23 protein-coding genes, 1 tRNA gene and 1 pseudogene are annotated in these 21,412 nt (G+C 64.6%); 18 read left to right on the forward strand and 7 right to left on the reverse strand.

What is annotated here, in order from left to right; genetic code table 11:
• Positions 1 to 79 precede the first annotated feature (79 nt).
• The 10 genes from IEX64_RS20660 to IEX64_RS20705 all read left to right on the forward strand — a co-directional run bounded on the left by IEX64_RS20660 (position 80) and on the right by IEX64_RS20705 (position 6,409).
• Positions 80 to 253, forward strand: coding sequence for a PEP-CTERM sorting domain-containing protein (locus IEX64_RS20660; RefSeq protein ID WP_188822813.1), 174 nt, complete (start codon positions 80 to 82; stop codon positions 251 to 253).
• A gap of 55 nt (positions 254 to 308) precedes the next feature.
• Entirely contained in the window at positions 309 to 635 is a 327-nt protein-coding gene (locus tag IEX64_RS20665) for a phosphoribosyl-ATP diphosphatase (protein WP_188822815.1), read from the forward strand.
• 22 nt (positions 636 to 657) lie between these two features.
• Entirely contained in the window at positions 658 to 1,035 is a 378-nt protein-coding gene (locus IEX64_RS20670; RefSeq protein ID WP_188822818.1) for a histidine triad nucleotide-binding protein, read from the forward strand.
• 116 nt (positions 1,036 to 1,151) lie between these two features.
• Positions 1,152 to 1,613 carry a YbgC/FadM family acyl-CoA thioesterase gene (locus tag IEX64_RS20675; protein WP_188822820.1) on the forward strand — a complete coding sequence of 154 codons (462 nt, stop codon included), beginning with the start codon at positions 1,152 to 1,154 and terminating at the stop codon, positions 1,611 to 1,613.
• Positions 1,610 to 2,320, forward strand: coding sequence for a protein TolQ (tolQ, locus tag IEX64_RS20680; protein WP_188822823.1), 711 nt, complete (start codon positions 1,610 to 1,612; stop codon positions 2,318 to 2,320). Before IEX64_RS20675 ends, tolQ begins: the two co-directional genes overlap by 4 nt.
• Positions 2,320 to 2,763, forward strand: coding sequence for an ExbD/TolR family protein (locus tag IEX64_RS20685; RefSeq protein WP_188822825.1), 444 nt, complete (start codon positions 2,320 to 2,322; stop codon positions 2,761 to 2,763). Before tolQ ends, IEX64_RS20685 begins: the two co-directional genes overlap by 1 nt.
• Before the next feature lie 25 nt (positions 2,764 to 2,788).
• Positions 2,789 to 3,700 (forward strand): cell envelope integrity protein TolA, encoded by a 912-nt coding sequence (gene tolA, locus IEX64_RS20690; RefSeq protein WP_188822828.1) that lies wholly within the window; start codon positions 2,789 to 2,791, stop codon positions 3,698 to 3,700.
• Positions 3,697 to 5,121 (forward strand): Tol-Pal system beta propeller repeat protein TolB, encoded by a 1,425-nt coding sequence (gene tolB, locus IEX64_RS20695; protein WP_188822830.1) that lies wholly within the window; start codon positions 3,697 to 3,699, stop codon positions 5,119 to 5,121. Before tolA ends, tolB begins: the two co-directional genes overlap by 4 nt.
• 117 nt (positions 5,122 to 5,238) lie before the next feature.
• A complete protein-coding gene (gene pal / locus IEX64_RS20700) occupies positions 5,239 to 5,778 on the forward strand; it encodes a peptidoglycan-associated lipoprotein Pal (RefSeq protein WP_188822832.1) in 540 nt (179 codons plus the stop codon).
• A 97-nt stretch (positions 5,779 to 5,875) separates the two neighbouring features.
• Positions 5,876 to 6,409, forward strand: coding sequence for a J domain-containing protein (locus tag IEX64_RS20705; protein WP_188822834.1), 534 nt, complete (start codon positions 5,876 to 5,878; stop codon positions 6,407 to 6,409).
• A gap of 6 nt (positions 6,410 to 6,415) precedes the next feature.
• Here the strand turns inward: IEX64_RS20705 and IEX64_RS20710 are convergent, their stop codons facing one another.
• The gene (locus IEX64_RS20710) at positions 6,416 to 7,831 is read right to left on the reverse strand and encodes an SLC13 family permease (protein WP_188822837.1); all 1,416 of its coding nucleotides are present in this window, start codon (positions 7,829 to 7,831) and stop codon (positions 6,416 to 6,418) included.
• Positions 7,832 to 7,978: 147 nt separating this feature from the next.
• Between IEX64_RS20710 and IEX64_RS24805 the strand changes: the two are divergent.
• The 3 genes and pseudogenes from IEX64_RS24805 to IEX64_RS20720 form a co-directional block, all read left to right on the forward strand.
• Positions 7,979 to 8,146, forward strand: a pseudogene (locus IEX64_RS24805) (sulfatase/phosphatase domain-containing protein); the annotation flags it as partial.
• 176 nt (positions 8,147 to 8,322) lie between these two features.
• Positions 8,323 to 8,598: a hypothetical protein gene (locus tag IEX64_RS24500; protein ID WP_229710610.1), complete on the forward strand. Its 276-nt coding sequence runs from the start codon at positions 8,323 to 8,325 to the stop codon at positions 8,596 to 8,598.
• A 144-nt stretch (positions 8,599 to 8,742) separates the two neighbouring features.
• The gene (locus IEX64_RS20720) at positions 8,743 to 10,302 is read left to right on the forward strand and encodes a DUF1570 domain-containing protein (RefSeq protein WP_188822842.1); all 1,560 of its coding nucleotides are present in this window, start codon (positions 8,743 to 8,745) and stop codon (positions 10,300 to 10,302) included.
• 84 nt (positions 10,303 to 10,386) lie between these two features.
• Here the strand turns inward: IEX64_RS20720 and infC are convergent, their stop codons facing one another.
• Entirely contained in the window at positions 10,387 to 10,908 is a 522-nt protein-coding gene (infC, locus tag IEX64_RS20725) for a translation initiation factor IF-3 (RefSeq protein WP_188822844.1), read from the reverse strand.
• A gap of 169 nt (positions 10,909 to 11,077) precedes the next feature.
• Positions 11,078 to 11,770 (reverse strand): ligase-associated DNA damage response endonuclease PdeM, encoded by a 693-nt coding sequence (gene pdeM, locus IEX64_RS20730; RefSeq protein WP_188822846.1) that lies wholly within the window; start codon positions 11,768 to 11,770, stop codon positions 11,078 to 11,080.
• 44 nt (positions 11,771 to 11,814) lie between these two features.
• Here pdeM and hemF point away from each other — a divergent pair, with 44 nt between their 5' ends.
• Positions 11,815 to 12,678 carry an oxygen-dependent coproporphyrinogen oxidase gene (gene hemF / locus IEX64_RS20735; protein ID WP_188822848.1) on the forward strand — a complete coding sequence of 288 codons (864 nt, stop codon included), beginning with the start codon at positions 11,815 to 11,817 and terminating at the stop codon, positions 12,676 to 12,678.
• Positions 12,679 to 13,032: 354 nt separating this feature from the next.
• Entirely contained in the window at positions 13,033 to 14,292 is a 1,260-nt protein-coding gene (locus IEX64_RS20740) for an MFS transporter (protein WP_188822850.1), read from the forward strand.
• 25 nt (positions 14,293 to 14,317) lie between these two features.
• Here IEX64_RS20740 and IEX64_RS20745 read toward each other — a convergent pair whose 3' ends face one another.
• A complete protein-coding gene (locus IEX64_RS20745) occupies positions 14,318 to 14,794 on the reverse strand; it encodes a PilZ domain-containing protein (RefSeq protein ID WP_188822852.1) in 477 nt (158 codons plus the stop codon).
• 234 nt (positions 14,795 to 15,028) lie between these two features.
• Here IEX64_RS20745 and IEX64_RS20750 point away from each other — a divergent pair, with 234 nt between their 5' ends.
• On the forward strand, positions 15,029 to 17,122 hold the full coding sequence (locus IEX64_RS20750; RefSeq protein WP_188822860.1) for a RelA/SpoT family protein: 2,094 nt from the start codon (positions 15,029 to 15,031) through the stop codon (positions 17,120 to 17,122).
• 15 nt (positions 17,123 to 17,137) lie between these two features.
• Here IEX64_RS20750 and IEX64_RS20755 read toward each other — a convergent pair whose 3' ends face one another.
• Together IEX64_RS20755 and IEX64_RS20760 are read right to left on the reverse strand one after the other, a co-directional pair.
• Complete coding sequence (locus tag IEX64_RS20755) at positions 17,138 to 17,455, reverse strand: DUF1905 domain-containing protein (protein ID WP_188822854.1); 318 nt, start codon at positions 17,453 to 17,455, stop codon at positions 17,138 to 17,140.
• Positions 17,456 to 17,462: 7 nt separating this feature from the next.
• Positions 17,463 to 18,473, reverse strand: a complete 1,011-nt coding sequence (locus IEX64_RS20760) for a peptidylprolyl isomerase (protein ID WP_188822856.1) — start codon at positions 18,471 to 18,473, stop codon at positions 17,463 to 17,465.
• Positions 18,474 to 18,550: 77 nt separating this feature from the next.
• Here IEX64_RS20760 and IEX64_RS20765 point away from each other — a divergent pair.
• Positions 18,551 to 18,641, forward strand: a tRNA-Ser gene (locus tag IEX64_RS20765).
• Positions 18,642 to 18,859: 218 nt separating this feature from the next.
• Positions 18,860 to 20,038 carry a tyrosine-type recombinase/integrase gene (locus tag IEX64_RS20770; protein ID WP_229710611.1) on the forward strand — a complete coding sequence of 393 codons (1,179 nt, stop codon included), beginning with the start codon at positions 18,860 to 18,862 and terminating at the stop codon, positions 20,036 to 20,038.
• A 753-nt stretch (positions 20,039 to 20,791) separates the two neighbouring features.
• Here the strand turns inward: IEX64_RS20770 and IEX64_RS20775 are convergent.
• On the reverse strand, positions 20,792 to 21,412 hold a 621-nt coding region (locus tag IEX64_RS20775; protein WP_373290178.1), incomplete at its 5' end, for an IS5 family transposase.

The raw sequence follows: 21,412 nt of genomic DNA on the forward strand, positions 1-21,412 counted from the left end.
CACTGCCCCGATTGCGCTTGTTGCAGTGCAAAATGGGGCAGATGGAGTGGGCAAGTTCCGACTCACTGGAGTCTCCCCCTTGTACATTTCCAAGTTTCTGCCGGCCCTCGTTCCGGCTCTTCTCGCGGCTGTCCCGGCCCATGCATCCGGCGGCACGCCGCTTCCCGAGCCCAGCGGTCTGTTTCTGCTGAGCATGGGCGTCGCCGGGGTGATCATCGGCCGCCGCCTCTCTTCGAAGCGGCGGGAAGATTGATCGTCTCGCTCTGACGGCTTGACCGCGTGCGGCCTTCACCGCATGGCGGGGGACCATGAGCAGTCCCGATACTCTCGCCCGTCTCGAAGCCACCATTGCTGCCCGGAGCGGCGCCGATCCCGATTCCAGTTACGTTGCCAGGCTCAATGCCAAGGGCCTGCGCAAGATCGCACAGAAGCTGGGCGAGGAAGCGACCGAGACCGTAATCGCCGCGCTCACCGAAGACGAGAAGGCGCTGGTGGGGGAATCGGCGGACCTGCTCTTCCATCTCATGGTTCTGCTTGGCGCCAAGGGCGTGCCCCTGTCCGACGTCATGGCCGAGCTCGACCGCCGCGAAGGCACTTCCGGCATTGCCGAAAAGGCCGCGCGCCCCAAGGACTGACCGTTTCGTTCCGGAGAGACCGATGCCCATCGATCCCAAGCTGCCCTACGACGAGAACAACATCTTCGCGAAGATCCTGCGCGGCGAACTGCCTTGCCAGAAGGTCTATGAAGATGAGCATGCGCTGGCCTTCAACGATATCCGGCCGCAGGCTCCGGTCCATGTGCTGGTGATCCCCAAGGGCGCTTACGTGTCCTGGGACGACTTTACCGCCAAGGCATCGGACGCGGAGATCGCGAACTTCATGCGGGCCGTGGGCAATGTGACCCGGCAGCTCGAGCTGGACGGTCCCGGCTATCGCCTCATGGTCAACATGGGCGGGGCAGGCCATCAGGAAGTGCCGCACCTGCACGTGCACATCTTCGGCGGTCGCCAGTTCTTCCAGATGATTGCCGACTGAACGGCCCCGCGGAAAAGCTATCCACCGGAAATTTGTCAGCGCTTATGGCCGAAGCGCCGGCCTGAGCGCGGCAATGGCTTTGCAGCAAGGCATAGCCTCGTTACACAACGCGCCGCATGACGGCTTTCCCTCAACCCGATCGCGGCGCCATCGACGGTGGCCGGCATCGCTACGCCCTGCGCGTGTTCTACGAGGATACCGACGCGGGCGGGGTGGTCTATCACGCCAATTATCTGCGCTGGTTCGAGCGGGCGCGCTCGGATCTGGTGGAGCTGTTCGGCATCGATCAGCGCGCCGCGCTCGATGCCGGGGACGGGCTCTACACCGTTGCCGAAGTGCATTTGCGCTACCTCTCGCCGGCCCGCCTGGGGGACACGGTGCTGGTGGAAACGACGGCGCGGCATGTCGGCCGCGTTTCCTGCACGCTGCATCAGGTGGCGCTGCGGGGGGACACTCGCCTCGCCGAAGCTACCGTAAAGGTCGGGTTCATTGGCCCTGACGGACGACCCCGCAAACAACCTGCCCACTGGCAAGACGCATTCACTGCATTCGCCGAAGGCCTGGAAGGACAAGAATGACTCTCGATCTGCTCGCTTCCACTCTGAATTTCGCTGGCGATTCCGGCAGGCTCAACCCGGTCAAGCTGTTCCTCGATGCCGACATCGTGGTGCAGGCGATCATGCTTGGCCTGCTCCTTGCGAGCATCTGGGTCTGGACCATCATCGTGACCTTCATCCTGCGGATGGGCCGTGTTTCGCGGCGTTGCGACGAATACGAGGACGGTTTCTGGGAGGCGGAGAACTTCGAATCCTACCAGAAGGGCCGTCGTCGGGGCGATGTGCCGATGGGTAAGGTGGCAAGCGCCGGACTGGCCGAATGGCGGCGCAATGCCTCGACGCGGACCGCCGACTACGAAGGCGTGCGCCAGCGCATTGCCATGGCCATGAATTCGGCTGTCGGTGAAGAGGCGGACAGGCTTGCCGCCCGCCTGAACTTCCTGGCGACCGTCGGTTCGGTGGCGCCGTTCGTCGGTCTGCTCGGCACCGTCTGGGGCATCATGAACAGCTTCTTCCAGATCGGCCAGCAACAGAATTCTTCGCTGGCCGTAGTTGCTCCCGGCATTTCCGAGGCGCTGTTCGCGACGGCCATCGGCCTGTTCGCGGCTATCCCGGCGGTCATCGCCTACAACCGTTTCTCGCATCGCGTGAACGCGTTCGAAGCCCGTTTGCAGCGCTTTGCCGACAAGCTGCATTCGGCCCTGACGCGCCAGCTGGAGGCGCGTTGATGGCCATGGGCCTCCACTCTCAAGGCAAGGCGCGGCGCGGCGGGCGCAGCCGGGCGCCGATGGCGGAAATCAACGTGACGCCGCTCGTCGACGTCATGCTGGTGCTGCTCATCATCTTCATGGTCACCGCGCCGCTGCTCAAGGCGGCCGTGCCTATCGAACTGCCCGAAAGCCGCGCCAAGGCGATGAGCGAGGAGGCCGCGCAGGTCACCATCAGCATCCGCCGCGACGGCGTGATCTTCTTCGAGGCCTCGCCGCTGGCACCGGGGGAACTGCTCGACCGGCTCGCCTCGGTATCACCGGAACCGGACGGAAAGATGCCGCTGGTGACGCTGCGTGCGGACAAGGCGCTCGACTACGGACGGGTCATGGAAGTCATGGGCGAGCTCAACCGCGCGGGCTTCACGTCGATCTCGCTCGTGACCGACGTCAGCGGCGGTTAAGGCGGCCGGGATAAAGGTCTCGCGGATGGCAGCCATCGCCCTCGGGAAAGAAGAATGCATCGGTCTCGTCGTCGCGGTCGCGCTGCACGCGGCCGTGCTGGCGGCCATGCTGATCCGCCCGCCGCACGACCTTGTCGTGAAGCCGCCCGAGCGGATCGAAGTGACGATCAGCGACCTCTACGGCAAGACCTCGACGTCGCCCGACCCGTTCAGCCAGGCCGCGGCCGATCGCGGCCCCGAGCTGGGCGAGCCGGCTCCGCCGCCCGAACCGGCGCAGGAGGTTCCCGCGCTGCCGGAGCCAGCGCCGCCTGCCGTGGAAGCACCGCAGCCGCGCCCTGCTGCGCGCCCCGAACCCCGGCCCCAGCCGAAGCCCGCGCCGCGCGCGACCGAGCGTCCGAAGCCTGCCGCCAAGGACCCGCCCAAGAAGTCGCCTAGCCGCCAGACCAGCGCCATCGATGACATCATCTCGCGCCCGAGCAGCCGCAGTTCGTCCTCGTCGAGCTCCAGCAGGACACCGCCCAAAAAGTCGGGTGCCAGTGCTTTCGATTCCGCCTTCAAGGACGGTACGCCCGGCGCGACGTCCGATTCCGGCAATGGCACGCCGGCATCGGAGATCGGACCGCAGGTGCGTTCGGCGCTTTCCGCCGCGATTACCCGGCAGCTCAAGCCGCACTGGAGCCCGCCCGATGGCGTCGATGTCGACAAGCTGGTGACGATCCTGTCGTTCAATCTCGATCGCAGCGGCAATCTCGTCGGCAGGCCGCAGGTCGTGCGCCAGCTCGGGGTCAACGCTGCCAATTCCGCGCAGGCCGATCGCCATGCCGAGCAGGCCATCCGCGCCGTTCAGCTCGCTTCGCCTTTCAATCTTCCTTCGGAATACTACGATGCGTGGAAACGCGTTTCCTCGTTCCGCTTTGACGTGAGGCTTTCCCAATGACCGCCCGCTCCAAGACTGCCCTTTCGCTTTCGCTCGCTCTGGCATTTGCCCTGGCTGGCGCGGCGCCGCTCGCTGCACAGGCACAGCCTGCTGATGCGATGCCATCTCCCGACGCCACAGTTGAGGCCGAACAGGGGCTCGAGGCCGATGACGGGGGCCTGACCGGCTCGGTTTCGGCGGACGGAGCCTGGCAGGACCTCGGCATCGCCATCACCACTTTCGCAACCGATGCCGATGTGCCCACCAGCACCAATGCCGGTTCGACCGCGGCTCTGGGCCGCGCGCTCTCCACGGTGATCGCGGCTGATCTCAAGAACAACGGCCTGTTCAAGCCCTCGGGTCCGGTCGGCCTGCCGCAGCCGAGCTTCGGCGAAGTCCAGGCACCCAACTATCCGATCTGGACCTACCGCAGCGCCGACATGCTCGTGCAGGGCTATGTCCATGCCAATCCCGGCGGCGACCTGACGGTCGGTTGCTACCTCTATGACGTGGCGCTCAAGCAGCAACTTGCCAAGGCAGGCTGGCAAGTCGGACCGGCCGACTGGCGCCGGGCCGCGCACAAGTGCGCCGACATGGTCTATTCGCGCCTGTCCGGCGAAAGCCCGTTCTTCGATTCCCGGATCGCCTACATCGCCGAGACCGGCCCCAAGAGCCACCGCATGAAGCGTCTGGCGGTGATGGATTCGGATGGCGCGAATATGCGCTATCTCACCAGCGGACAGGCGACGGCGCTGACCCCGCGCTATTCGCCGGACTATTCGAAAATCCTCTACCTCTCCTACCTCAACGGAGAGCCGAGCATCTATGTCTACGACTTGCGCACCGATACGCAGAAGCTGCTGGTGCGCAGCCGCAACTCCACGTTCGCGCCGCGCTGGTCGCCCGATGGCAAGTGGGTGCTCTATTCGATGGCGATTGCCGGCAATACCGATATCTACAAGATCCCGGCATCCGGCGGCGAGCCGCAGAAGCTTACCGACAGCCCGGGTATTGATATCGGCGGCAGCTTCTCGCCTGATGGCCGCAAGATCGTGTTCGAAAGCGACCGTTCGGGTACGCAGCAGATCTACGTGATGAACGCGGACGGATCGCAGCAGCAGCGCATCACCTTCTTCGGCGGCCGCTCGGCGACACCCGAATGGAGCCCGCGCGGCGACCAGATCGCTTTCACGCATATCGCCGGTGACCTGCGTATCGCGGTGATGACACCGAACGGTCGCAACATGCGGTACCTGACCAATTCCTGGCAGGATGAGGCGCCGACGTGGTCGCCGAACGGCCGCATCGTGCAGTTCTTCCGGACCGAGAAGAACTCCGGCGTTGCCTCGATCTGGCAGGTAGACCTGACCGGCCGCAACGAGCGCAAGCTGCCGACGCCGGTCGGCGCTTCCGACCCCGCCTGGGGTCCGATCCGCCCCTGATATTGCGGGCTGCCTGAGCGCGTTGACTCGCGTTCAGGTTGACTCGGTTAGCAATTGCACGGAACTTCACCCCTTGCTGGCCATTATCTGTGGTCGTGCATGACAGGAGATTGCCCTATGCCTTCTTCCCTCTCCATTTCCCGACACACCCGGACTGGCGCGACAATGCTCCTTGTCGCAGGCGCCCTGGCCGTATCCGCCTGCAAGACCTCCGCACCGCAGGAATTGCCGCCCGAGCCGGGGCCGGCAACCACAACCACGACCGCGCCGACCCAGCCGCTGGGCCCGGTGGCCGGCAGCCAGGCCGATTTCGTGGCGAAGATGATGGGCGCGGACACCATCTATTTCGACACCGACAAGTACGACATCGATTCGATGGACCAGCAGGCGCTTGCCAAGCAGGCGCAGTGGCTGATGCAGTATCCGAACAAGCGCGCCACGATCGAAGGGCATGCCGACGAACGCGGCACGCGCGAATACAACCTTGCGCTGGGCGAACGCCGCGCCAATGCCGCCAAGAACTATCTGGTGAGCCTGGGCGTCGATGCCTCGCGCCTCGGCACGATCAGCTACGGCAAGGAACGCCCGGTGGCGCTCGGCTCGAACGAGCAGGCATGGGCCCAGAACCGCCGCGCCGTGACGGTTACCATCGACTGATGCTGACGGGCGCGCGCCGGTTTTCTGCCCCCGCGCGCCCGGCCAGTTTGCAGCGCGGGCTTGCATCGGTTTCGATTCGCAGCGTATCGGCAGTCGGATGAGCCGCGCACGCAGATCCAATGACTGGGGTTTCCCGCGCTGGCGCGGCTATGGCAGCTCGCGCGAGGCGACGCAGGTACGCCTGTGCGACCGGCACGGCTGCAGCGAGCCCGGCGACTGCCCGGCCCCCAAGAGCCCCAACAGCCCCGACCGCTGGTATTTCTGCCAGAAGCACGCAGCGGAATACAATTCAGGCTGGGACTACTTCGCCGGTCTCGACAAGGAAGCCGCCGCCGAGCGCGAGGCGCAGGAGCGGGCCGAAACCGCAGGCTATCAGGAATCGGCACACTATGGCTGGGGTGGATCCGGCGACGGCACCCGCAGCCGCGATGAACTGCGCGCTCTGGAAGCGCTCGATCTCGAATCCGACGCGACCTTCGATCAGGTGCGCAAGGCCTGGCGCACCAAGGCCAAGGAAGTGCATCCCGATGTGCGACCGGGCGATGCCGAGGCGGCCAAGGCCTTCCAGACCTATCAGCTTGCCTACGAAGTGCTGCGCGCGGCCGAAGAACGCCGCGAGTGGAAGGGCTAGGGTCTTCTAGCCGCCCATCAGCCAGGCCATCGCCCAGACCACGGCCACGATCAGCGGGGCGCCCGCGACATCGAGCAGGAACCCGGCGCGGATCATGCGCGGCAGTTCGATGCGCCCGGTGGCCCATGCGATCGCGTTCGGACCGGTGCCGGCAGGCAGCATGAAGCCCCAGCTCGCGGCGAGCGCGGCGGGCATGGCCAGCAGGATGGGATCGACGCCCAGCGCCAGCGTCAGGCTGGCGACCACGGGCATGATGCCGCTGGCCGTGGCGACATTGCTGGCGAACTCGGTAATCAGGATGACCATAGCGGTGATCGCCAGCGCCACGATCGGCAGCGGTACGGCGGACAGCGGCAGCAGCGACTGACCGAGCCAGTCGGCAAGACCCGACTGCCCCATGCCCTCCGCGAGAGCGAGGCCGCCGCCGAACATCATGATCACGTCCCACGGCGCGCGGTTGGCTTCCGGCCAGTTGAGCAGCTTGCGGCCGGTCCCGTCGGGCAGGACGAAAAGCAGCAGGCTCACGCCGATGGCGATGGTACCGTCGGTGAGCGAACCTTTCGGCAGCAGCGGCGCCAGCAGCGGTGTGGCCATCCAGAGCAGGAAGGCTGCGGCAACGAGCGGGACGAGGCGCTTCTCCGGCACGCTCCACCGGCGCGTGACGTGGATCGCCTTGCGCGCAGCGCCGATGTTGAAAGGATGTGCCGCGACCGCCTGCGTGCGCACGATGATCCATGTTGCAAGCGGAATGCCGACCAGAACCACCGGCACACCGATCATGCTCCACTGCGCGAAGCTCACCCGCACGCCGATGGTGGTATCGAGCAGGGCAACGGCAATGGCATTGGTGGGCGAGCCGACGATGGTGCCAAGCCCGCCGATCGAGGCAGCAAAGGCAATGCCCATCGGCAGGGCTCCGGCAAGGCCCCGGCGTTCACCCGCGGGAATGCCGCCTGCCTCGATCACGGCCAGGGCCATCGGCATCATGATCAACGACGTCGAGGTGTTCGAAATCGCCATGGAGAGGATCGCGGCGGCCATCATGAAGGCGAAAAGCAGTCGCGGCGCGCCGCCGGACGATCCGAGGCCTTCGAGCAGTGCCAGCGCGAGCCGCCGGTGCAGTCCCGTCCGCTCGATGGCGAGCGCGAGGAACGCGCCGCCGAGGATCAGGAACAGCGTGGGCGAATAGTACGAGGAAGCCGTCTCCTTCGCCGTCATGATCCCGGCGAAGGGCAGGACGAGGAACGGCATCAGGGCCGTGGCCGTCAGCGGGATCGCCTCGGTCATCCACCAGGCAGCCATCAGCGCCACCAGCCCGGCAACGACCCAGGCCTGGCCCGCCATGCCGCCCGGGGCCGGCAATATCAGCGTCGCGGCGAACATCGCCAGTCCGGCGACAAACCCGATCGTTCTGGCGTTCATGCCGATGCCCGTTCCATCCCCTTTCAGCGTTCGCAATGAACGCAACCCCTGCCGCAGGGCATAGACAGCCGCCCGCCGGATCGGCAAGCGCGCAAATCGAGACGTCGCCGCACCGCCGTTTCGTGATCCGTTTTATAATGACCATGCATCGCATGGTACTGGAAACAAATCACACACGAAGGCGGGACCCGCGTGCCGCTGGTGATCGCCTGGCCCGGCCACATGAAGGGGCAGGGCGAAGTGCGGCAGGACTTCGTCCACGTCTCGGACATTGCGCCGACGATCCTCGAAGCGTCGCGTGTCCCGTTGGCAAAGACCGTCAACAACGTGCTCCAGACGCCGATGGAGGGCAGCAGCATTACCGCCAGCTTTGCGCGCGCATTCGACGAGCAGGCGAAGCGCTACAATGTCTATCCAATCCACAATCTGAGCGATACGGCAGTGGAATCGATGGGCAAGGCGCTGGCCGATTTCAAGCGGCGCGGGGGCAAGTGGCAATTCCCCGGACTGGTCGGCAACATTCCGACCACGGGCGGATTGTCTATCAGGTCATTATCCGCTCGGGCGACAAGGTGCTGGCCGACAAGACGGTGCAGTTTGCCTTGCCGTGGTATTTCGGCCTGTCGGAAACGTTCGGTGTCGGCATCGACAACGGATCGACCGTTCTGGCCGGCGCCCGGGCCGATGCACCGTTCCTCGGAAAGCTGACCGACGTGCAGTTCGCCTTCGATCCCACCGGATCGCCTTTCCCCGATCTTGGACATTGATGGGGCGCCTCGAGCTGCGGCGGTTTTATAGCTTTCCAGACATACTGTGCCCGGAAAGCTAAACCGTCTTAACCATTACATTTTTGCCATGGATTGCCTTTTGCCGCGCGCGCCGTAGCTTTATCGTGGGCAAAGGGGAATTTCATGCGTTTCAGGATCCTTGCGGGGCTGCTGGCCTTCGCTCTTTCGCCGACTGCGGCCCGTGCCGATTGGATGCAGGCATCCAGCGAGCACTTCGTTATCTACGCTGACGACAGCGAGCGCGATATCTCGCGCTTTTCCGAGCAGCTTGAACAGTATCACTCCGCGCTGGAATTTACGCTCATGCGCAGCCCGGCGGTGCCCAGTCCTTCGAACCGGGTGACCGTCTATGTGGTGCGCAACCAGAATGCGGTGCGCAAGCTCTATGGGACGGACAACAAGTACATCGGCGGGTTCTATATCCCGAGGGCAGGCGGTTCGCTGGCGATTGTGCCCAGGGTCGATGCCGGTAATGGCGTCGCCGATTTCTCGATGGTCACCTTGCTCCATGAATATGCCCATCACTTCCTGATCTCGGCCAATGCCATGGCGATGCCGCGCTGGCTGTCGGAAGGTGCCGCGGAGTTCTTTGCCTCGGCCAGCTTCAAGAAGGATGGCGGCCTTATGCTGGGTCGTCCCGCCCAGCATCGCGCCGGTGAGCTGTTCTACGCGAAGGACGTCAAGGTTGCCGATCTGCTCGATCCCACCGAGTACGAGAAGCAGGAGAAGCGCAGCTACGATGCCTTCTACGGCAAGAGCTGGCTGCTCTATCACTACCTGACGTTCGAGAAGGCGCGGAGTGGCCAGCTCGATAAGTACCTCGATCTCCTGCACGATGGCAGCAGCATGCGCGATGCAGCGCTGGAGGCGTTCGGCGATTTCGACGTGCTGGAAAAGGAACTCGATCAGTATCTCAACCGCCGCAGGATGCAGGCGTTCAACCTGCCGGCGCGGCTGATCAAGATCGGGCCGATCAAGGTGCGGCGTCTCAGCGATGGTGAGGCGGCAATGATGCCGATCCGCATCCGCTCGCGCCGCGGCGTCGATGCAGAGGAGGCCAAGGCCTTGCTTGATGAAGCCCGCGAAGTGGCCGCGCGCTATCCGGACGATCCGGCGGTGCTGTCGGCGCTTGCGGAGGCGGAATACGATGCGGGCGACAATGCCGAGGCCATCGCTGCGGCAGACAAGGCGCTGGCTCGCGATCCGTCGCAGGTCAACGCCTATGTGCAGAAGGGCTATGCCCTGTTCAGCATGGCCCGCGATGCCGACGATCCGGCTCAGGCCTACAAGACGGCACGGGCCCCGTTTGTTGCGCTCAATCACCGCGAGAACGACCACCCGCTGCCGCTGATCTATTTCTACCGCAGCTTCGCCAATCAGGGGGTGGAGCCGCCGCCGCTGGCCATCGCCGGGCTGATCCGCGCATCGCAGCTGGCCCCCTTCGATCTGGGGCTGCGGATGAACCTTGCCACGGCGCTGATCCGGCTGGGGCGGCAGCGCGAGGCCATGATCGCCTTGCGGCCGATCGCCTACAATCCGCACGGTCGGGGGCTGGCGAATGTCGCTCGCGCCATGCTCGCCCGGCTGGAAAGCGACCCCGAATGGAACGGCACAGACATGGCGACTTTGGTCGATACCGGCGACGAGGGCGAGGACGAGAGTAACGCGCCTTCGTCACCCTGATCGCCCCATCTCAGGAGCTTCAAAAACAAAGGGCGCTCCCTGCGGAGCGCCCTTCGTCTGTCGCCGGATGGCGGGCTCTTCAGCTTACTTGGGCGAGAGCACCATCAGCATCTGGCGGCCTTCCATGCGCGGATAGGCTTCGACCTTGGCGATCTCGGCCACGTCTTCCTGCACGCGCCGCAGCAGGTTCATGCCGAGCTGCTGGTGCGACAGTTCGCGGCCGCGGAAACGCAGGGTGACCTTCACCTTGTCACCGTCTTCGATGAAGCGGTGGACGTTGCGCATCTTGGTTTCGTAGTCGTGGTCATCGATGTTCGGACGCATCTTGATCTCTTTGATCTCCTGCGTCTTCTGACTCTTGCGCGCGGCATTGGCCTTTTTCTGGGCCTCATACCGGTACTTGCCGACATCGAGGAACTTGCACACCGGCGGGTCAGCGTTCGGCGACACCTCGACCAGATCGAGGCCTACCTCAGCAGCTTCTTCGATCGCCTGTCGAGTGTACATGACGCCAAGGTTTTCGCCTTCGCCATCGATTACGCGGACCTTGTCGGCCTGAATGAATTGGTTGTAGCGCGGTCCACTCTTGACCGGTGGCGTCATCATACGCCGGGGTGGGGGTGCTATATGCGTTCTCCTGAGTCGTTATCGTCGTCTAGGGCTCGAATTTGGGGGCCTTAATGCGAATCGCGCTCCTACGCAAAGCAGGATTTCGTGCGTATTACACAAGTTCAGCCCGGCCGGGATTATCCGGCCACCTCTCTATTATGGGCCCTCAGGCTGCTTTTCGCCAGAGGGGATAGCAAACTAGTCGGTCCTGCGCGGTCAGCAGCGCATCAATCGCCTCCGCCGGTTGCAGCGCGGAGAGGATTGCCGGGTCGGCTGCATCCATCCCGCCGGTAAGCGCGCCAAAGGCGGGAAGGATCAGTCGGTTCTCGCTCTTCACGGCACAGGGCCGGGCAATTCTGCGCCCCCGCGCCGCAACCACCAGGCGGGGATGGAAGTGGCCGGATAGCTCGGGTTCGCGGGAACCCGGCCTGGCCATGTGCCGCAGGACGATCCCGCCGACGTCCAGTTCCTCCAAGCATGTCCCGCCTGCGTTTTCGCCGAGATCGGGATCGTGGTTGCCGGTGATCCATACCCAGTCGAGCGCGCGGGTGAGTGCGGCGAGCATCCCGGCGGCATGGGGCTCGAGTCGGTCCGGTCCCAGACTGTCGTGAAAGTTGTCTCCCAGCGCGAAGACGCGCCGGGCCCCGGTGGTGCGCACCGCCGATGCGAGGCGTTCCAGCGTCTCGCGGCTGTCGTAGGGGGGCAGCATCTGACCTGTGCGCGCATAGTAGCTGCCCTTTTCCAGATGCAGGTCTGCCACCAGCAGCGCCTGCTCGCGCGGCCAGTAGAGCGCGCTGGCCTTGCCGGGCGCGCCTGCGACGAGCTGCATTTCCTGATTGTGGAACGAAAAGGGAACCATGGCTTTCCCTTGCCGCAGCGCGCCCGATTTGGCAAGCGCACGCGATGACTGACTGGACACCCTATACCGCCCGCGCCAGCGAATGGTTCCAAGCCCTGCGCGACAGCATTTGCGCCGAGTTCGAGGCGATCGAGCGCGAGGCCGGTTCCGATGCCGCCTTCCAGTACACGCCGTGGAAACGCGCGGCCGTCGAAGGCGGGGAAGGGGAGACCGGCGGCGGTACCCGCGGGGTGATGAAAGGCCAGGTGTTCGAGAAGGTCGGCGTCAACATCTCGACGGTCGCAGGCGGTCTCGCCAAGGACTTCGCCGCCACGATCAACGGTGCGTCGGCTGATCAGAACCAGTTTTCGGCGACCGGCATCAGTCTGGTGGCGCACATGGCGAACCCGCATGTGCCCGCGGTGCACATGAACACCCGTTTCCTCACCACGACCAAGGCCTGGTTCGGCGGCGGCGCCGATCTCAATCCGCCGCTGCCCTACGATGAGGACACCGCCGAGTTTCACGCCGAGCTCAAGGCCGCCTGCGATGCCCACGGCGCCGACTACTACGAGCGCTTCAAGGCCTGGGCCGACGAGTATTTCTACATCCCGCACCGGCAGGTCCACCGCGGCGTGGGCGGCATCTTCTACGACCACCTGGAATGCGCGGACGAAGCCGCATGGGAAGCCAACTTCGCGTTCACGAAGGCCGTGGGCGAGGCGTTTCTTGCCGTGTTCCCACGTCTCGTGCGCCGGCGCATGGGCATGGACTTCACGCCCGCCGACAAGGCGCAGCAGCTCGAATGGCGCGGGCGCTATGCCGAATTCAACCTCGTCTACGACAGGGGCACGCTGTTCGGCCTGAAGACCGGCGGCAACATCGACGCGATCCTGATGAGCCTGCCACCCGAGGCGACCTGGAGCTGACGGCGCCGGGCGGTGTGACTCTCCGGTTGACACCAAGCGTGCGGAATGTGCGGTTGACCGGCAGGTGTCACCTTGCGGCCTGTGCCTGGCAGATAGGCTGTTTTTCAAGGGCTTGAGGCCTCTTACGAGTGTCACCTTGTGGGCGCTCGGGCTGTCCGCAGTGTGACCTTTCGCTGCGGGCGATTGTGATGTGTCACCTTGCCATCCCTCGCAATGATGAAGGGGGCGATCAATTCGCCGGTTCGTGCGTTGGGCATGCATGGGGCCCACCACAGCACATTCGCGCCGAGTAGGAAAACGCCTTGCCGGGCACCTCCGGTTGCTGGCCGAGTGCCGCATCGGTAGGCTTGCGGCATGACCGTGATCCGTCCGCTCGGCCGTCGATCGCTCGCGCTGGCAGCCCTCTCGACGGTGGTGGAGTGGTACGACTTCACCCTCTACCTCTATCTTGCGACCGTGCTGTCGCGCGTCTTCTTCCTCGGCGAAGCGGCGGTTCTGACGACGCTGGCGGGCTTTGCCATGGCCTATCTGATGCGGCCGGTGGGCGCGATGGTCTTCGGCCATTTCGGCGACCGGCACGGCAGGCGCACCACACTGCTGGCGAGTATGGCGCTGATGACGGCGGCGATGCTGGCTACGGCCTGCCTGCCCACCGCTGCGCAGATCGGGCCGATGGCGGGCGTGCTGCTTCTGCTTCTGCGCTGCGTGATGGGCTTTGCGGTGGGCGGCGAATATACCGGCGTCGTCGCCTATATGCTCGAAGGCGCACAGCCGGGGCGGCGCGGCCTCGTCACGTCGCTGGCGGCGGCGACCAGCGAAATCGGCGGCCTGCTCGCGGCGGGTGTGGCCGCGCTGACCGTCAGCTTGCTGCCCACCCCTGCACTCGATAGCTGGGGCTGGCGCATTCCGTTCTTTTTCGGCGCCGCACTGGCGGGATCGATCCTGCTGGTCCGCGCCTCGATGGAGGAATCGCCCGAGTTCGAGATGCACCGCGAGGAAGGGCGGCTGCACAAGCGCCCGCTGGTCCGCGCCATGCGCAACCACCGCAGCGGCGTGCTGCGCGGCTTCGCGATCTCGGCACTGGGCTCGATTACCTACTATGTCGGCATCACCTATGTGCCGGTGTTCCTGACCTCAGCCGGCAGCCTGACCGAAGCGCAGGCGCTGCAACTGGCCACGGTGGCCGGTGTCGCGGTGATCGTGGTGACGCCCTTCGTGGGCATGCTGTCGGATAGGGTAGGACGCCGTCCGGTCCTGATCGGGCTTGCGGTTCTGGCAGCGGCGCTGCCCTACCTGCTGTTCACCATGCTTGCGGGGGCTGCTTCCGGCGCTGCGCTGACCGGCGCGGTGCTGCTGGCGATGCTGGCGGGCGGCGTGAGTGCCGTGGGCGCGGTCGCGACCGCCGAGCAGGTGCCCGCCGAAGGGCGCCTGAGCGGTCTGGCGCTCGGCGCGACGACGGCCACGGCGCTTTTCGGCGGCCTTACCCCCTGGCTGGCACAGTGGTTGATGGAGACGACGGGCTCACCGGCTGCACCGGGCATCATGATCGCGGTTGTGGCGCTCGGTGTCCTGCCGGTGCTGCTGGCCCTGCCGGAAACCCGTCCAAGGCGCTGAACCCGCCCCGCGGCGCATTCTCGTTTCAGCAGCTGCGCAGTTGCGGGCGTTGTTCCTCATTCTGACGGCGCAGGCGTTCATCGACCAGCCAGTGGATGACCTTTCCGGCATCGCTGGCGTGGCGGCGCTGGTTGGTGAGGCCGAGGTGGCGCAGATCGAGGTCTGCGGTCAGTTCGATGCCGAATTCCTCACCCCTTGCCCATCGCACGTCGCCCTCGACCAGAACCGTATCCGGCAGGCTGATGCTGAGACGCTCGCCCACATGCGGACAGATGCCGCGCGAGACGAGCCGCATGCCGCGTTCCGAGACATTGCGCACGATCACATCCTGCCCGGGAATGCCCGGCGCCCGGATGACGGCGCGGATCAGCGTGCGCTGGCGGGGCGGACGCGGCTCGTGCTCGGCTGCTTCGCCGCCATGGATGCTCGCCTGGACGAGACTTATCACCGGGCCGGTGACCGGCTCCGCTTGCGCGAGTTTGAGACCTGCTGTGGCACCCATGTCAGTACGCCCCTGTTTACCCGTTTCCTTGCCCGGGCACGGACGCGGTCTGGCGGAATCCCCCGTTCCAGAACCCACGTCCGTGCCCTTCACAGGACGGTGCGGACGGGTGTCGGTTAAGCGTTTTTAATGTTTCTACGCGTTTGTCCGGAGGACCGCTCTGTAATTGCAAAGATTGCAACTAAGGGGCTTGCCTCTTGCCGCCTTGGAAAAAATCCTGACATGTCGATTGGTATGCTGCGCCAGTACGAACTCGTCGAACGCGTCAAGGAATACGCGCCGGAGGCCGACGAGGCCCTGCTGAACCGCGCCTATGTCTATACCGTCCAGAAGCACGGCACCCAGAAGCGCGCGAGCGGCGACCCCTATTTCAGCCATCCGGTCGAAGTCGCCGGTCTGATGACCGAGCTCAAGCTCGACCAGCAGACCATCATCACCGCGCTGCTGCACGACACGGTCGAGGATACGCTGGCGACGATCGACGAGATCGAGAAGCTGTTCGGTCCGGATGTCGCCCGGCTGGTCGACGGCGTCACCAAGCTCTCGAAGATCGAGGCGATGACCGAGAGCGAGCGCGCGGCGGAAAACCTGCGCAAGCTGCTGCTGGCGATGAGCGAGGACCTGCGCGTCCTGCTCGTGAAGCTGGCCGACCGGCTGCACAACATGCGCACGCTGCACTTCATCAAGAAGCCGGAGAAGCGCCAGCGCATCGCGCGCGAGACCATGGATATCTACGCGCCGCTGGCCGAGCGCGTGGGCATGTACGAATACATGCGCGAGATGCAGCTGCTCGCCTTCGAGCAGCTCGAGCCCGAAGGCTACGCCACGATCACCGGACGCCTCGCGCAGATCCGCAGTCAGGAAGGCGGGCAGGTCGATGCCATCGCGCTCGCCATCAAGCAGGCGCTCGCCGAAGCCGACGTGAACGTTGAAGTGACCGGGCGCGAGAAGCACCCGTACTCGATCTGGAAGAAGATGGCCGAGCGCCATGTGACCTTCGAGCAGATCACCGACATCATGGCCTTCCGCGTGCTGACCGACACGCCCGAAGACTGCTACCGCGCGCTCGGCGTGCTGCACCAGACCTGGCAGATGATCCCGGGGCGCTTCAAGGATTACATCTCGACGCCCAAGTCCAACGGCTACAAGTCGCTGCACACTGCGCTGATCTACGAAAACTCGATGCGGATGGAAGTGCAGATCCGTACCCGCGAGATGCACCGGCTCAACGAGTTCGGGCTGGCCGCGCACTGGGCCTACAAGCAGGGCGGGAGCCGCCCCGACGGGCAGGTCGGCTGGCTGCGCGACCTGATCGAGATCGTCGACAATACCCACGATCCCGACGAACTGCTCGAGCACACCAAGCTCGCGATCTATCAGGACCGCATCTTCGCCTTCACGCCCAAGGGTGCGCTGCACCAGTTGCCCAAGGGCTCGACCGCGGTCGACTTCGCCTTTGCGGTGCACACCGATCTCGGCAATGCCGCGGTCGGCGCCAAGATCAACGGGCGCCACGTGCCGCTGCGCACACAGCTCGCCAATGGCGACGTCGTCGAGATCATCAAGAGCGAGACCTCCGAACCGCAGCTGCCGTGGCTGGCTTTCGTCGTGACCGGAAAGGCCCGCGCCGCCATCCGCCGTGCGGTGCGCGCCAAGGAACGCGCGGAAGTCGCCGAGATCGGTGCCAAGCTCTTCGACGAGATCGCCGACCGCCTGCCGCAGCGCATCGGCAAGAAGGCGATCGACAGCGCTATCAAGCGGCTGGACCTGCGCGACGAGGAAGACCTGATGATCGCCATCGGCTCCGCGCGTCTGAGCGATCGTGAAGTGATGGAAGCTCTCGTGCCCGGCAGCACCGCCGAACTGCCCGAGGAACCCGAATGGACGCGCAGCGAGCGCGCGATTTCCATCAAGGGGCTTACCGCGGGCATGGGCTTCGAACTGGCGCAATGCTGCCACCCGGTGCCGGGCGACCGCATCGTCGGCCTGCGCCGGCCTGACAAGAAGGTCGAAGTCCACACCATCGACTGCCTGACTCTGGCGAACGGCGTCGATGTCGACTGGCTCGACCTCTCGTGGGGCGAACGCACCACCGGCGCTATCGGCCGGCTGCGGCTGGTGCTCTACAATCGCCCCGGCACGCTGGCCGAAGTCACGCAGATCTTCGCGTCGAACCGGGCGAACGTCTCCAGCCTCAACATGGTCCAGCGCGACGATCCCTTCGGCACTTACGAGGTCGATCTGGAAGTCGCCGACCTGGCGCATCTCACCCGCATCGTCGGCGCGCTGCGCGCCAGCGAAGCGGTGACCGATGCCGTGCGCATCTGATTCGCCGGCGGCGGTTCAGACCTCCAGAACCACGTTCACTTCATCGCCGTCCGCCAGATCCTCGGCGCGGCGAATGGCGCGCTTGACCGGTAGCAGCCAGCCCCCGTCCGCCTTGCTCGGAAAAACCGACGTGGCAAAGGTGCTTTCGCCGATCCGGGCGGAGACCTTGAGCGAGCCGAAGCCGCGCGCGTTGCCTTCCAGCTTGCGCATCAGCGCCGTGCCGGACAGCGCTTCGCCGGCCTCGCCGTCGATGGTCACGAAATGCCATGTCCCGTTGCCCGAAGCCCCGGTCCAGCGCCACAGGCGGCCGGTATGGACGATGCGCTCGCTCACCGGGCGGTCACGGCTTTACTTCGCGGATCGGCACCGGAGCGTTGCACACATCGACGCCCCCGGCGGGCTGGATGTAGAACGCATCCTTCCGGTTGGCGCGCGTGTAGGCATAGGCGGCGAAACTGGCGCTGTCGGTCGCCAGATATTCGTAGGCTGGCAGGTCGGGCACCGTATCGCCCATGCGGACCGAAACGATGGGCGTGCGTTCCTCCGGCGTCTCGTAGAACCCCAGCTCCCCGGTCCCGCGCGGCAGCGAGGAGAGCAGTCCGATCCCGGCAATAACGCGGCCCACCACGGCAATGTTGCGGTCGAGCTGACGGGGCGCATGGCCGATCACGGCATAGAGTTCGGCGCCGGTGCCGGTATCCGGCGAGACGTTGCGGCCGACACCCACCGAGCCGTAGCAATGCGTCGGCCAGAGGTCCTTGCCGTCGGACGCGACCGGCCAGCCTGTCTCGAACCCGGTGGCGAGCGCATAGGGATCGCGTCCGTGCAGCACTTCGACCGGCGCGAGGTCGCTCACGTTCGACATCATCTGCGCAAGGTTCTCGAGCGCCTTCACCTTCTCGCGCAATTCGGGCGCGGTCGCCTCGCTGGCGCGCGCGGTGTAATCGGCCTCGCTCATGACGGTGAGTCCCTCCGGCAGCGGCTTGGCCTTGTCCGGGTTTTCGCCCTCGGGATCGCCCCATTGCACCACGTAGTTGTCCTGCACGCGCACGACCGCGATCCCGTCGAACCAATGCGCGGCCGCCAGCTTGCGTATGTTCTCCACCCACCCTTGCGAGAAGGGCGCGGGCATCAGCTGGATCACCACCCGTCGCGGCTCGTCGTCGCCGTCCGGCGCGAGGTCCATTACCAGCAGGTCCGACGGTGCGATCGGCTTCCAGTCGGCTTGCGGCGCAGCGGCCACGACCTGCGCCGGAGTCTTGAGCACCGCAGCCTCGTCGGCAGCCAGGGCAGGGTACAGGGCGGTCGCCGCCGCGAGCACGGGCGCAAGGCCCCGGAGAATTTTGTTCATGGCCGCAGGAATGCCACGGCGAGACGGCTTGCGAAACCCCGCAAGCCACGCTAGGGGCCTGCGCTCACCAGCGATGCGGAGCGGTGGCCGAGTGGTCGAAGGCGCACGCCTGGAAAGTGTGTATACGGTAACTCCGTATCGTGGGTTCGAATCCCACCCGCTCCGCCAGCCACGCTTTTTCAAGCAGGCTCACAACGTCTCAAGACGTCCAGAAAATCATTTAATTTCTGTCGGTTGCAGGATTTCGGCGTCTCAGGTAATCTCGAGCCGGATCCTTTGAGCGCGCCGCAAAAGAGGGTCCCAAAGAGGGTCCCGATCCGGGGCCGGCATACCACACCAACCTTCGACCCATGGCGGGAAGGGGTCTTGAACAGGAGTTCAAGATCGTGACCAGTCATGCCCTGAATCGCCTCACCGCCACTCGAGTTGCCGGTATCAAGGAGCCAGGCCGCTACGCCGACGGCGGCGGCCTGTTCCTGTTTGTCGATGCCACTCGCCGCCGCTGGCTGTTCCGATACACCTGGCGCGGTGCCAAGAAGGAGCTGGGCCTCGGAAGTGCCCGGTCCTTGTCCCTGGCCAAGGCGCGGGAGAAGGCAGCCGAGTATCGCGCCATGATCAGCGAGGGTAAAAACCCCAAAGCTGAACGAGCGAAGGCAAACCGGTACGTCACCTTTGGCGAATATGCCGATAGTTTCGTAGAGACGATGTCGCCGTCCTGGAAAAACGCGAAGCACATCGACCAATGGAAAATGACGCTGACCGTCTATGCCGCGCCGATCCGGTCGCTGCTGTTGCACGAAATTGAGACCGATGACGTTCTCAAAGTACTGCGGCCACATTGGAGTCGGGTTCCCGAGACTGCCGACCGGCTCAGAGGACGCATCGAGAACGTACTTGATGCTGCCAAGGCAAACGGTCTGCGTGAAGGCGAAAATCCGGCGCGTTGGCGAGGTCATCTGGACCAACTCTTGCCTCGACGGCGGAAATCTTCGCGCGGCCATCATGCCGCCTTGCCATTCAATCGTATCAAGCGGTTCATGACCAAACTTCATGAACGTCCAGCTGTCGCAGCACGGGCTCTCGAATTTCTGATCCTGACTGCTGCCCGAACGGCTGAGGTGCTCCACGCGGATTGGGATGAGATCGATCTTCGCCAGCGGATCTGGATCGTTCCAGCCGAGCGAATGAAGGCCGAGCGGGAGCATCGGGTGCCATTGTGCGAGGCGGCGCTTGAAATTCTCAAGGCCACGCCTGCCAAGTCGCGATCCGGTTTGATCTTCAAGAATTCGGCGAAGGGCAATGCGCTTAGTATCATGGCAATGCCCATGCTGCTGCGCCGGATGGGCATTGAGGAAACCGTACACGGCTTTCGCTCTACCTTTCGGGACTGGGCGTCCGAGACGACCAATTTTTCGAATGAAGTGTGCGAGATGGCGCTTGCACACACGATTCCGGGCAAAGCGGAGGCTGCTTATCGACGGGGAGACCTGTTCAACAAGCGTCGCAAGCTGATGGACGCCTGGGCCAAGTATTGCGGCTGCGGCACCGATCCGGGCGGGAATTGACGCTGAAGGCCCGGTGCTTCTCGTAGCGTGCCGGGCCTTCAACCATGTGCCTGCACATTAGACAGTAGGGTTAGACCTTCGATCTGGATCGCTTGATCAGCTAATTGATATCAATGGTGAAAATTGCAGGGGTGGAGGTTCGAGCCGGACTCTCTCAATCTTGAGATTTCAGCAGGATAGCATGTCTAGCCAGCCCAAAATGCCCCTTGGATTTCTGCGGCATCCCGTTCCAGATGTCTAACCACTCGGTGGCCAAATTCTACCCGATCTTTCGGCATCTCGATAGCGGCAATGACCGGGACTGCGGACCGTTCGGAACGCCAGCTGATGGTTGGAGAATGTTGGGAAGGCAGGCATTCGAATCCATCGGATTCGGCTTCCGGGGCTGAGCCCTTGTCGCCGTTCAGTCGCCGATTTTTGGCTCCCTGGTGCCGTCGGTTCGCTCTTTCAATGGCAGGCGAGAACTTGGCGGCGAGGACCCGGGCACAATCGTCCTTTCCGACGCTCGCCCTTCATGTTCGCATTCGGGCAAGAAACGGAAGGTCGATCTGGACCGGCAATTCGTGTATGTGGTTCGCGGCCTCAAAAGGCGTTCCGACCCTCGGCTATGTTTAGCAGGCTGCGGAAAAAGGCGGCGCAGTGGCCGCCACCGCGCCGATTTCCAAGGTGCGGGGCGAGGACCTCGCTCATTCGAGGCTGAAATTCGAAGTTGCCTGCCGTGTTGGCGCGGTCTTGGTGATGTGAACGGCACGGCTAGGCCGCTGCCAGTAGTTTCGGCAGTCTGATGAGGTTGTAGGCGGCAGCCGTAAGCGTGAAGGACCATCCGACGCGATCCTGCCCGCGGTGACGGGTTTTTCGCATGGTGCCGCAGGTCTTGGCCCACCCGAACACCTCCTCGATCCGCTTGCGGATTTTCTGGGAGAGGCCGTAGCCGGGATGGCGTGTCGTGCGCCCGTCGATGGCAGAACGCCGGTTGGTGTTGTTCTGGGCCACGTGCGGGGTGACGCCCATCTCGCGCAGCGCCGCGACGAAGGCGGCGGTGTCATAGTTCTTGTCCGCGCCCAGGGTAATCCGATGGCGCCCGTCCATGCGCCCCAGCATGGTCAGCGCCGCCTCGCGTTCGGCGGTGCCGGTGGCATGGGTCAGGATCGTATCGACAACGAGGCCGTTGCGGTTCTCCATGAGGACATGGGCCATGTGGCACAGCTTCGCAGCCTGGCCACGCGCCTTCTTGAACAGCCGGGCATCGGGATCGGTGGTCGGCTTTGTTGCGCAAATCGACCACAGGGTAGCAGTTGGTCTTTGATGGGCATTGATCACGCGACCCGCTGAGTTTGGGGCCTTCCGAGCGCAGTGAAGCGGTTGAGGATGGCG

This window comes from Novosphingobium indicum (genome assembly GCF_014645195.1).
GTDB classification, from domain to species: Bacteria; Pseudomonadota; Alphaproteobacteria; order Sphingomonadales; family Sphingomonadaceae; genus Novosphingobium; species Novosphingobium indicum.